This is a genomic window from Streptomyces lushanensis (assembly GCF_001700515.1).
Lineage (GTDB): Bacteria > Actinomycetota > Actinomycetes > Streptomycetales > Streptomycetaceae > Streptomyces > Streptomyces lushanensis.
The window spans coordinates 17,657-29,479 of sequence record NZ_MAUD01000390.1 but is presented as its reverse complement, the minus strand read 5'-3'; the positions used below and the strand labels follow the sequence as shown (position 1 = coordinate 29,479).

General features: G+C 67.3%; 9 protein-coding genes. 6 read left to right on the top strand and 3 right to left on the bottom strand.

The features are described 5' to 3' along the window. The first annotated feature begins 233 nt into the window (after positions 1 to 233). From BFF77_RS27180 to BFF77_RS27160, 5 genes are all read left to right on the top strand, one after another. Entirely contained in the window at positions 234 to 923 is a 690-nt protein-coding gene (locus BFF77_RS27180) for a DUF488 family protein, N3 subclade (RefSeq protein ID WP_066954802.1), read from the top strand. 122 nt (positions 924 to 1,045) lie between these two features. Beyond that, the gene (locus BFF77_RS27175; protein ID WP_066954799.1) at positions 1,046 to 1,831 is read left to right on the top strand and encodes a hypothetical protein; all 786 of its coding nucleotides are present in this window, start codon (positions 1,046 to 1,048) and stop codon (positions 1,829 to 1,831) included. A gap of 174 nt (positions 1,832 to 2,005) precedes the next feature. After that, a complete protein-coding gene (locus BFF77_RS27170) occupies positions 2,006 to 2,914 on the top strand; it encodes a radical SAM protein (protein ID WP_066954796.1) in 909 nt (302 codons plus the stop codon). After that, positions 2,911 to 3,345, top strand: a complete 435-nt coding sequence (locus tag BFF77_RS27165; RefSeq protein WP_066954793.1) for a DUF6375 family protein — start codon at positions 2,911 to 2,913, stop codon at positions 3,343 to 3,345. The genes BFF77_RS27170 and BFF77_RS27165 overlap by 4 nt, the downstream gene beginning before the upstream one ends. Next, positions 3,332 to 7,339, top strand: a complete 4,008-nt coding sequence (locus tag BFF77_RS27160; RefSeq protein WP_066954789.1) for an NACHT domain-containing protein — start codon at positions 3,332 to 3,334, stop codon at positions 7,337 to 7,339. Before BFF77_RS27165 ends, BFF77_RS27160 begins: the two co-directional genes overlap by 14 nt. Before the next feature lie 132 nt (positions 7,340 to 7,471). Here the strand turns inward: BFF77_RS27160 and BFF77_RS27155 are convergent, their stop codons facing one another. The 3 genes from BFF77_RS27155 to BFF77_RS27150 all read right to left on the bottom strand — a co-directional run bounded on the left by BFF77_RS27155 (position 7,472) and on the right by BFF77_RS27150 (position 10,043). Continuing rightward, positions 7,472 to 8,989 carry a LacI family DNA-binding transcriptional regulator gene (locus BFF77_RS27155; protein WP_066954786.1) on the bottom strand — a complete coding sequence of 506 codons (1,518 nt, stop codon included), beginning with the start codon at positions 8,987 to 8,989 and terminating at the stop codon, positions 7,472 to 7,474. 32 nt (positions 8,990 to 9,021) lie between these two features. Continuing rightward, a complete protein-coding gene (locus BFF77_RS37215) occupies positions 9,022 to 9,399 on the bottom strand; it encodes a helix-turn-helix domain-containing protein (protein ID WP_079125537.1) in 378 nt (125 codons plus the stop codon). Positions 9,400 to 9,527: 128 nt separating this feature from the next. After that, entirely contained in the window at positions 9,528 to 10,043 is a 516-nt protein-coding gene (locus tag BFF77_RS27150; RefSeq protein WP_066954783.1) for a helix-turn-helix domain-containing protein, read from the bottom strand. A 294-nt stretch (positions 10,044 to 10,337) separates the two neighbouring features. On the opposite strand from BFF77_RS27150, the gene BFF77_RS27145 reads away from it, so the two are divergent. Further along, positions 10,338 to 11,615: a DUF3631 domain-containing protein gene (locus BFF77_RS27145; RefSeq protein WP_066954780.1), complete on the top strand. Its 1,278-nt coding sequence runs from the start codon at positions 10,338 to 10,340 to the stop codon at positions 11,613 to 11,615. Positions 11,616 to 11,823 lie beyond the last annotated feature (208 nt).

The following is an 11,823-nucleotide window of genomic DNA, read 5'->3' as shown; positions in this document are numbered from 1 at the left end:
ACCAGGTCAGGGGCCTGATCCAGTAAGTGGATCAGGCCCCTGACGGGTTCCTGGAGATCGTTTGGGAGAATTCTGGGAGAAGATCTTGGTCGGCTTCTCCCAGGAGCAGTCTCCAGTGCCGCAGGAAGAGCGGCGCTCGCGCGCCCGATGACCTGCGCATTCGCGAATCCGGGCTCGTAGCTGACCAGGAACACCCGTGCGGGCCGCCCCAACGGTCGTTAGGAACACCGCATATGGCAGGTCATCGCTCAGCTCCTTCTCACGACCGGGCCCGTGCGCTCGCCCAGCGGGTACGTGCGTTAAGGGAAGACCGTGGGTGGACGCGGGAACGGCTGGCAATGGAGGCAGGCATCGCCGTCGGAACGCTGGGCCGCCTGGAGAGCGGGGGAGCGATCCAGCCAGGTTTCCTGACCGTTGGCTCGGTGGCCGAGGCTCTTGCGGTCTCTCTCGACGATCTGTTCCGGGCGACCCAGGTCCCGGCTGTCACACCCGGCCTTTGGTCCGCCGGATACGAAGGGCGGGACATCGACTCGTTCGTCGCCGCGCTCGTCGACAGCCACATCGGTGTCGTGGCGGATGTACGGCTCACACCGATCAGTCGCAAGAAGGGCTTCAGCAAGACCCGCCTCGGAGATGCCCTGGCGGAGGCCGGTATCAAGTACACGCACCTGCGTGGCCTGGGCAATCCGAAGGACAACCGGGAGCCCTTTTGGGACGGCCGGGTCGAGGTGGGACGCGCGCGCTTCCGTGGCCTGTTGCGGTCCGAGGAGGCACAGGCCGACCTTGACCGCCTCGCGGGGCATGCCCAGCAGTCGCGGGTGGCAGTGTTGTGCTTCGAGAAGGACGAGAGCCGCTGCCACCGGCAAGTCATCCTCGAGACGGTTCGCAAGCGAGCCGCCGTGCCGGTAATTCCCCTGGCCTGACTTCACCCCTCGCTCCTGCACGCGCTCTTGCCCGCATCGCATGCCTCTCCTCCAATCATCAGATCGGGAGATCTATGGAGGGGGCAACCATGGGATCGGGGAGTCGAGAGCGCGCACGGATCATGATCACGGTCAAGACCTATCCGGAACTGTCCGCGAAGTACCACGAGACGAGCTGCGTGGCCGGCATACGGCTCGACCAGGGAACGCCCCAGCATGTGCGGCTTTTCCCGGTTCCGTTCCGGTTACTGAACGAAGAAAGCCAGTTCGCCAAATACTCGATCGTCGAGGTCGACGTGCAGCGACACCCTGGGGACCATCGTCCTGAGAGCTTGCGCCCCAACCTGCAGACCCTCAAGGTCATCGAGCGCCTCGGGACAGCGGACGGCTGGCGCGAACGCTTCTCGCATGTTCAGTCCCTCGTGGCACCGTCCTTGTGCTCCATAAAGCGGGACCAGGAACGGCGAGGGACGTCGCTTGGTGTCTTCCGCCCAGAAGAGTTCACCGGCTTCCGCTTCGCTCCTGCTGAGCCCTGGCCAGCTTCAAAGGCGGCACTGGCTGATCAGTTGGATCTACTCGCGCAGGACCTTCGCCAGCTGGAGTGGGTGCCCCTTGAGTTCCGGTACAGCTTCCGATGCGCGGATCGGGAGTGCGGTGGTCACGACATGGGGCTGAGGGACTGGGAGGCGGGCGAGTCGTACCGCAAGTTCGTTCGCCACTACGGGAAGGACGGCGTGGAGGAGAAGCTTCGCGAGCGCTGGTTCGACCGGATGGTCACTCCGGAGAAGGCCGTGCACTGCTTCGTCGGGAACGTCGCGGCCCGCCCCAAGACTTTCCTGCTGCTGGGCCTGTTCTACCCGCGACGGGATGTCGTCGAGAACTTCCAAGAGAGCCTGTTCGACCTGTGAGGGTGATTACTCAGGGCACTGTCCAGTGGGCCAGCCTCATCGGTGGCCCCAGCCGCCGTCCCTACGCCCTTGTAGTGTCGCGCTCAGTTACAACCACACCCGACGCCCCACTGAGGGCACTGCACCAACGACCTTGCACGGTCCCGCCCCGGCATCACCGGCAGCAGTGGCATCATGCTGTCGGTGACGTGCAAGATTCGCCTGTCCGCAGCTGGTGTTCACCTGTTTGACCGTGTCTCCGGGTTGAACGTACTGCTCGACGAGGTACCTGTTCCCGCTGAGCAATTTTCCCGTGCTCCCCGGTACCTGTCCGTCGCGCTGACCAACGCCTGCGAGCTCCACTGCGCCTACTGCTACGCGCCCAAGCACGCCGCCGCGCTCGACAGGGAGCGTGTGCTGGCATGGGCGGTCGAACTCGATGCCGCCGGGTGCCTCGGTGTCGGCTTCGGAGGAGGGGAACCGACCGCGTACCGAAGGTTCGCCCAACTGTGTCGGGACATAGCCCAGTCCACGTCGATGGCGGTGACTTTCACGACCCATGGGCACCGGCTCACACCCGAACTCGCCGAATCCCTGCGTGGGGCCGTGCACTTTGTCCGTCTGTCAGTCGACGGGGTCGGAGCCACCTACGAGCGGCTCCGCGGCCGGCCGTTCGCGTCCGTGGTCCAGGCGGCCGGGACGCTCGGCTCTCTCGCCCCGTTCGGCATCAACGCCGTCATCAATGCCGACACGGTCGGCGAACTGGATGACCTCGCAGAGTTCGCCGACGAGGTCGGCGCGTCCGAACTCCTGCTTCTTCCGGAGCAGCCGACCGCGGCGACTCTCGGTATCAGCGACGCCGACGCTCAGCGCCTCGTCGAGTGGGCCGCGGCCGCCAGGAACGGGGTTCAGCTCGCGATCTCCCGAACCGGCCTCGAAGCCACGCTGCCCACGGCGGAGGCCGTCCCAGGCGAGCGACCCCTCGACGCGCACATGCATGTCGACGCGACCGGCGTCCTGCGCCCTCACGCCTATGCGCCCACGGGATTGTCAGTCGGGGACTCCATCATGGAAGCCGTGCAGGCGTTGAGGGAGGCACGATGAGGATCTGGAACGGCTACGGCTCGGAGCACTCGATGGACCTGGTCTTGATCGGCCGGTTTCAGACGGTCACCGGTGCCAAGGCAGCGGAGGAGCGCATGGAGGCTCTGAAGGCTCTTGCCGAGGACGCGTGGTCCGACGACGACTGGCAGAGCCCTGGCGAGCGCATGCCTCGCGAACTGGGCGAAGCACTCACCGAAATGAAGGCGTACGACATGGGGCGGTACGACGTCGACGTCTTCGCCCTTGACCACACCGTCACCCGCAACGGAGAGACAGTCCGGATCTGGACGGATGAGTCCGATGTACAGGGATTCCTGAAGGCACTTCTCCACTACGGCGCGAAAGTCGAGATCTTCTCCCGTCACAAATGGGATGAGGACAAGATCACTCGGTCGGATGCAACCACTCGGAGCGACAGTGGATCTGACTGATCTGGAACGTCTGCCCGGCGCCGCCGACCGGAACTTCGAAGCGCTCACACGGGCCATCGTCTCCCGCCGCTACGGCGCGCTGGGCACGATGCGGGAGCGCCGCAACCAGCCCGGCGTCGAGTTCTACCTGCACGTCGACCACGCCGGTGCTCTCGGCAACCCCGGCCGCGTCTGGGGTTGGTCGTGCAAGTGGTTCATCCTCAACAGCAAGAACGAGCTCAGCGCAAACCAGCGCAAGCAGATCAAGGAGTCACTCGCCAAGGCGATCGAGCACGTCGTAGGGCTGACTGACTTTGTGCTGTGTCTTCCAGAGCGGCCCGCCAAGGGGGACGAGGAATGGATCAACGGACTCGGTCAGCAGGGGGTCAGCGTCAAACTCTGGTCCACCGAGAACTACGACGACCAGCTCGCGGGTCACGACGAGCTCCGCTCCACCTTCTTCGGTGAACTCGCCCTCACCGCAGACGTACTGGCGCAAGCCCACAAACGATCTGTTGCACCCGTCGAGGCACGGTGGACGCCACGGCTGCACACCTCCCACCACGTGGAGCATCGCATCGACCGGGCCTTGCTGCGCCCGGCGTCGTTCGAGTGGCTGCAGCAGCGCACCGACGACATCGCTGCCCGGATTCAGGCACTGCGCGCAGCCATCGACGGCCTCGACAACACCTTCCACCAAGACGCCGTAGAGATTGCCGACGACCTGGACCGGTTCGTCAACGACCTGCGGGAGGTCCTTGACGCCGGAAGGGGTCTCCGGCCCTGGGAGGTCCGTGAGCGCCTTGCCGAACAGCGGCCGCCCGCGACCTCTCCCCGAACGCTGCGACGCCTGGTGCTCAAACTGAGGCAGCGTCGCCTGCCCGAGGCGCTGCTGGTTACCGGTCTCGGCGCGGAGATCCGCGACATCGTCCAGTCGCTACACGACACACGGGCGGACACCGAAGCCCCCCTGCTCGCCGTCATCGCCGCCGCGGGACAGGGCAAAACGCACCTTGCCGCGCAGATGACCTCACCGAACGACCAGCCCACGGCAGGAGTCTTCATCCAGGGCGGAAGCCTGCGTGTCGGCGGGACCCTCGACGACCTCGCGCGAAGGATCCCCGGACTGAAGGTCGACTACTTCGAGGACCTCCTGGAAGCTCTCAACTCAGCCGGGAACCGCGCCGGCTGCCGGATTCCGTTGATCATCGACGGCCTGAACGAGGCCGAACGGCCCTCGGAGTGGAGGACACTGCTCGCCGGATTGGCACCTGCCCTGGGCGCCTACCCTCACGTGGCGGTGATCGTCACCCTCCGCGAGGCGCTCGCCGACCGGGCCCTCCCGAAGGACACGGTGCACCTGGAACTGGAGTGGCAGCGCGCGGAAGTCGACGACATCCTCCGCGTCTACTTCCGTCACTACCTGATCAACCCGGCCGACGCCTGGCTACCGATGGGAGAGTTCCACAACCCGCTCTTCGTCCGCATGTACTGCGAGGCCGCAAACCACGACCGCCGAGTGCCGGTGGGCGTGGAAGCGCTGCCTCAGTCTCTCATCGGCGTCTTCGAGTTGTACCGCGAGGGCGTGGTCGAGCGGCTGGCCCAGGATCCGGCCCGCATCCCGGTGCCGGCCGACCAAATCCAGCGCCGCCTCACGGCTCTGGCGAGACACGTGTGGACGCACAGTGTCCGTCGGCTTCCGTTCGACGAAGCGCGAAGAATCCTCGACGTTGACCAGCCGAACTGGGACGAAAGCCTGCTCCGGCGCCTCGTAGAGGAGGGAGTGATCTTCCGCGAGGAGATCAGGGGTTCCGACGACACTGAGTGCGGCTTCGTTTTTGACCGCCTCGCTGGATACTTGATCGCCGACGCGGTTCTGGTGCGTATTCCCCCCGCGGACATCAACGAGCAGCTCGCGGAGGCGGCTCTCTGGCAGTCCCTCCTGGGCGACCAAGCGCACCCCCTCGGCGAGGACATCCTCATCAGTCTCATCTCACTGCTGCCACGCCGCTTCACCCGGCACCACCTGTGGCGCGTCGCCCCGGATGAGCACCGTTCGTTGGTGCTCGCCCAGGAACTCACCACCGAGTCGGAATTCCTCGACGACGAGACCGTCGACGCGCTCGCAACCGCGCTCGTTACCGCGCATCCCAGCAAGAGGAAGGGCCGGCCAGCGTTCGGCCGTCTGTGGGAGATCCGCAGGTCCGCCCCGCACCGCCTGAATGCCGTATTCCTCGACCGGGTCCTGCGCCAGCTGCCCCTTCCCGAACGTGACCTGCGCTGGACCGAATGGGCTCGAGGCCAGGCTCCAGGCCGGCTGACGGCAGACCTGGAACGAGCGATCGACAGGTGGTCTGGAAGCAGCAATCGCGCCGAGAGCGACGACCTGGACGCGCTGGCCATCGCCTGGCTACTGACTTCCACGGACACGAGCATGCGGGACATGGCGACGAAGGCCCTCCAGCGCTACGGCCGGCCAGAACCCAAGCGGCTGTTCGACCTCGCCACCCAGATGCTCGACGTCGACGACCCTTACGTCGTCGAACGCATCGTCGCTGCAGCGTTCGGGGCCGCTGGCACCCATCAAATGCCCGATCCTGGCGGGCCGCTCGAACGCGCGCTGCGGGACTGGCTGATGCAGCTGCGCGACCGCTTCCTGGACGGCGGGAACATACCCACCTCGCACGAGCAACTGCGCGGCTACGTACGGGCCATCTATGAATTCGCGGGCGCTCTCCACCCCACCGCCGTCCCGGAGGGGGTCGATGCCTTCGCGCCGAGGTTCGCCGCCGTGGCGTCCGCTGAGGTGATGGAGGACGACGACCCCAACGCCGACGAGAGCGACCGCACATTCGGCTTCGACTTCGAGAACTACATCATCGGGGCCGCCATCAACGGCAGGGACAACTACGACTTTGACCACCCCGACTACCGCAGGGCCCGCGCCGAGGTAATGGCTCGGGTCTGGAAACTGGGCTGGCGCGAGAAGGAATTCGGCATGGTCGACCAGTCCATTGCCGCGGACGCCGAGCGGCCTTACGGCACCAAAAGGGGGGTGGAGCGGTACGGCAAGAAGTACGGCTGGATCGCCTACCACGAAATGGTCGGCCGCCTCGTGGACGATGGCCGCGCACCAGCGCCCCTCGGGGACGCAGAACGCTTGATGCCCGACATCGACCCAACCTTCCCCGACAGGCCCCCGGTAGCACCCATGCCCCTTCCGATGTGGGCACCCGTGGAGCCCACCGACGACCAGACCTGGCTCACCTCGGGGACAGTGGCCGTCCCGGACCATCTGTGGTCACCCGAGGAGATCCACGGAGTAGACGACGGCTGGCTTCTGGTCGAGGGATATCTGGACCACCGCCACGACGGGCGGACGGTGTTCGGGTTCTTCCGCACCCTCCTGCTGAAGCCGGAGGACGTGGAACCAGCTCGGCAGCTCGCCAGCGAGCGCCAGTATCCGGGAAACCATTTCTTCCCTCCGCTGCCGATGGTCCGCGACGTGCTGGCCGCTGAGATGCCTTGGAGCCCCCGGTTCGATCTGACGTTCGATAACGATGCCTCGGGTGCCTTCCCGCACCGAGCGCTGCGTGGCGACTGGCAGGACGACGGCATCGGGTTCGGCCAGGTCGCCGTCGACTTCTCCCCCGACAGCACTTCGGAGATCGGGCTCGGCGGGGGCTACGACGTGCCGTCGTTCGAGTTCGCTACCAGGTTCGGCCTGCGCCAACTGCCTGGCAGTGTGGACCTCGTGGGCCTGGATGGCCGACGAGCCTCGGCAGTCTTCCGCGCGGACAAGCCCTGGCGCGGCCACCTACTCTTCCTGCGCCGCGATCTCGTCGAGGACTTCGCCGGTGATCGCCAGATCATGCAAGTAGCCTGGGGCGAGCGCGAGGTGGCCGCCGACTGGCACTCTGTTCCCTCCTGGATGCGCGCGGTGCACCGCAGCTACGAGCATGTGTGGCGCCACATCCGAATGCTCGGGGCAGATCAGCGCAGTACTGAGAACTAACCGGCCGTCCGCCGCGGAGGCTCCGGTGCTGGCTGGGCGGCAGCCGGCGCTTGCGCACCAGTCGGCGCCGCCCGCCCTCGTACGAGAAAAACAGCGGTGCCCCACAACAGTGTTGTGGGGCACCGGGTGGGGCTACCGGAAGACGGCCGCGCGTGCGCGCAGAAGGTCGTTGAGGACGCGCACCGGTGACGTCGGGCACAGGGCCAGACGGGCGTCGAGTGCTGCCTCCCACTGCTGGCTCAGGCCGAGCTTGAGGCGTTCTCGCATGCCGGGGGTGACGTGGGCGTAGCGCGCGGAGACCGAACCGTCGAGGTGGCCCATGCGCTCGTCCATGAGCACCTTCTCGGTGCCCAGGTCCTCCATCATCGTCCGATGGGTGTGGCGAAGGCCGTGGGGTGTGAGGCCCTTGGCGATCGGGAGCCAGCAGGCATCAGCGCGATCGGTGGCGCCCCGCCCCCGTGCGGGGACGCCGGGCCACCGCTCGCCGAGTATGGGCACGGGGCGAGCCTCCTGCGGCGCCTTCTTCGGGTACCAGCCCGAGGCCGCCGGGGTGAACAGCCATGTCGCGAAGCCGTTCCTGCGCCAGTGGGGCGCGTGCTCCGACACCGTGCCGCCCCGTACGAATCCGAGGTCGGCAATGGCCTTCTCGACCCGCACCCGGGTGGCCTCGGCGACCCGGTCGGGTCGGTTGAGGACGTTGGAAACCGTCCCCGTGGAGACGCCCGCCAGCCGCGCGACGTCGACCAGCTTCGCGCCCTGGTGCCCGCCGGTACGCGCTGCCCCTTGGCCCCGGAAAACGTACGTCCTCCCGTGACAGGGACACGGCGTCGGCTTCGTACGGGCGATGTGGTCGAAGACCAGGGACGACAGCCAGCCCATCGAGTCAATGTTGCGGTAGCTGTCGTCCTTCGGCGGGCAACGCACCAGCTCACCGGTGTCCAGCTCGTACAGCTGCCACTCGACACGGAACACGCCGGGTCGGACGAACTCCGTTTCCAGGCCGACAATTTCGCCCCAGCGCTTTCCGGTGTAGCCCTTGAGGACCACGGCGACGAACTCGTCGTCACGGCCGGACAGCAGGGCCGCCCGCTCAGCGGTGAGCAGGATGCCGAGCGCGTCAGTGACGACCTTCTCCGGGCCTCGGTCACGGGAGCGGCCGGCGCGCTTGCCCCGTCCGCGCCGCCTGGCCGCCGGGTTCGACGTGATCAGTCCCTCGTCGATCGCGTCCTCGAAGATCAGGTGGAGCGTCGCGCGCCACGTCTTGACGCTGGAGGCCGCGTACCCGGCCCGCTCCTTCTTCTCCCACAGCTCGACGTCCGTACGCAGGATGCCGGCGAGCGCCTTGTCCTCGAAGTCGGGGAGCAGGTGCTCCTCGATGTGGCGCTTGTAGTTCTGCATCGTCGAGGCGGCCAGGTCCTGGGCGGCGTACCAGCGGCTCGCGTACTCGCCGAAGGTCTCCTGGCCGAGGCCCGGATCGCGCCACAGGCCACGGCGAACGGTCACCTCTTCGGCGTCTGCGGCCTGCTTGGCCTCGCGCTTGGTGGCGAACTTGACCACGGTGCCCGCGGAATCGGCGACGGTGCCGTACTTGCCGTCCTCGATCTTGTAACGGCCACGCCAGTAGCCGCTGCGCTTCTCTGCGTACCCCACAGATTTCCCTCCCTTCTTGCGTGTGGGTTGCGTTAAGCAGCGGTTCCGTACTGGGATTTGGCCATCCGGCGCGGCGGCCGGGCCTGGAGCCGGACGGTGGGCACAGCCGCATCAGGACGGTGCCGAGTGGGAGGCTTGCGCATCGGCGCAGCAGCGACGCCAGGGCGCTGCGCATTCACGGCTGGGCGCTCTTCGTGCATGCGGATGATCTCCGCGAGGTGCTCGTCCGAGAAGCGGTAAGCACGGCCGACGCGGGTGAACGGGATGAGCCGACGGCGAGCGCGGTCCTTGACCCACCAAGCGGAGCAGCCGAGTACGGCGGCGACTTCCTCGGGGACGTAGAGGCGCGGCAGGCCGGCCTCGGCGGGCGACGTCGGTTCGGAGGCAGGGGTTATCGCGGGTTGACGCAAGGGGTGGGTCCTCTTCTGGCGGGTTTGGGGCGCGGCAACGCCGACTCGCCGGTCGATCGCTAGGGATGTGGGTGAGATATGCCGGTGCTGGGGGTCTGCGGGCCCAGGACGGGAGTGGGAACTGGCGGCTATGCGTCGGCGGCGGGGCTGGTGTCGCCGCGCTCGCCGAGCGGAGGGCCGTGCATCTTCAGCATGGTCTTGTTGGCCTCTTCCGCGATGGCGGACTGGACCATGAGGTCGGCCTCGTCGCGGATGTCAGGGTGCTCGGCGAGGTAGGCGTCGAGAGCGTCGCGCGCCTCGGTGAAGGCCATGTTGGCTCTCTGCGTCGCGCGGAAAGCGTCCAAGACCTCGTCGATGAGCTCCATAGCTCGGGCCTTGGCCGCCAGCTGGGGTGGCCCGACGAGGTTGCGCAGGTCAATGCCGAAGACCTCGGCGAAGCCGATGGCGTCGTCGAGGTTGATGCGGCGCTTGCCATTTTCGATCCGCCAGACCGCGGATGGGTTCATGTCGAAGCCGGCCTCGTTGAGCCGGTCGGACAGGGCATTGGTACTCCAGCCGCGCGCCTCGCGCTCCACCCTGATGCGGGTCGCGACGTTCGCCTCACCGCTGAGCAGAACGCCCTCGGCCGGCTCCTCCTCCGCCACTGACACACCCTTCCGTTCGTAGCGATGCACTGCGGTTTGCAGCGCAGCTTAAACAGTAGCATCGATACTGCGAGATGCAAAACACTTCTGCGATCTGCAATTCGTGTGGCATAGTGGTGGCACCCCACCCCATTGACCTCGGGAGTCCGCACGCCCACACGTCACATGAAAGAAGCCCCCGGCGATGCCGGGGGCTCAAGCGCAAACCTCTCAACCGCCATCCCTAGCGATCAACCTGCGGAGTCCGGGATTGCCGTCCCATATGGCCCGCAAGCAGAGGAGCTGATGCCCAGTATGACCGATGCCCAGCCGAATACGCCATCCCTCCCGGACGACTCCGGCACGTCGTGGCCCCCAGTCGCCGTCCCCGGCCAACCGTCCGGCGCTGCTGCGCCTCCAACAGAAGAGGACCCCGACGACATGGCCTCGCCTACGTCGCTATCCGAGGGGGTGCAGATCCTGGACGACCTGCGGGCGCAGCTGAAGCGGTACGTGGCGATGCCGAGCGAGGAGGCCGTCACAGCGGTGGCCTTGTGGGTCGCGGCGACGCACCTTCAGCGTGCATGGCAGCACGCGCCGCGCCTGGCGATCGTCGCGCCGGAGAAGCGGTGCGGTAAGTCCCGCCTGCTGGACGTGGTCACCGAGACCGTGTACAACCGGCTGATCACGGTCAACGCCAGCGCGGCGGCGATCTTCCGGTCGATCGACGGGGACGACCCGCCGACTCTCCTGGTCGACGAGGCCGACACCATGTTCAGCACCACCAAGGCCGCGGAGAAGAACGAGGAGGTCCGCGGTCTCATCAACGCCGGACACCAGCGCGGCCGGCCGACACTGCGGGTGTCCGGCCCCGAGCACCAGGTGCGGGAGTTCCCCACCTTCGCTATGGCGGCACTGGCTGGGATCGGCGACCTGCCGGACACGATCATGGACCGCGCGGCGGTCATCCGAATGCGCCGCCGAGCAGCGGGCGAGAAGGTGGCGTCCTTCCGCACCGGCCGGGACACGCCCGCCCTGAACGCGATCCGCGATCGCCTCCGCGCCTGGCTCCAGCCGCTCTATGAACTGGCCATGGAGATGGAGCCACCGATGCCGGTCGAGGACCGCGCGGCGGACACCTGGGAACCGCTGGTCATCGTCGCCGATCTCGCCGGAGGTGACTGGCCCGCGCTGGCCCGCTCCGCCTGCCGCACCATGACCGACTACAAGGCCGGCCAGGACGAGGAAGGCGGTCTTCGCACCCGCCTCTTGGTCGGCATCCGCCGCGCCTTCGCCGCCGTCGGCGACCCTGCCGTGCTGAGCACGAAGCACCTGTTGGAATCCCTGAATGCAGACAGGGAAGCACCGTGGGCGGAGTACGGCGCAAACGGCCTGACCCCGCGCGGCCTGCAGCTGCTGCTCAAGCCGTACGGCATCGGCTCGGCCAACCGCCGCTTCCCGGAGGGCACCCAGGCCAAGGGCTTCGCGCGCAACCAATTCCTCGACACCTGGGCACGCTACTGCCCTGAGCCGAAGGCGGCAGACGCGCTCGCCTCTTCAGGCGACGGACCGGCGCCCAGCACCGCAGCCTGACTCGACTCCACTCGCATCACTCGTCCCCGCGCAGGTCAGCGCGGGGACGAGTGAAGTGCCCGCAACGAGTCGTCTCGACATCGCCACGCCACTCGTACCTGTGCTGACCAGGCACGCGACGAGTGGTACGAGTCCCCGCACCTCACGGCGGCCACGCCCTGCCCTCCCCCGCACCAAGGCCGCTGCCTCAAGCCCACCTGGAGCACCC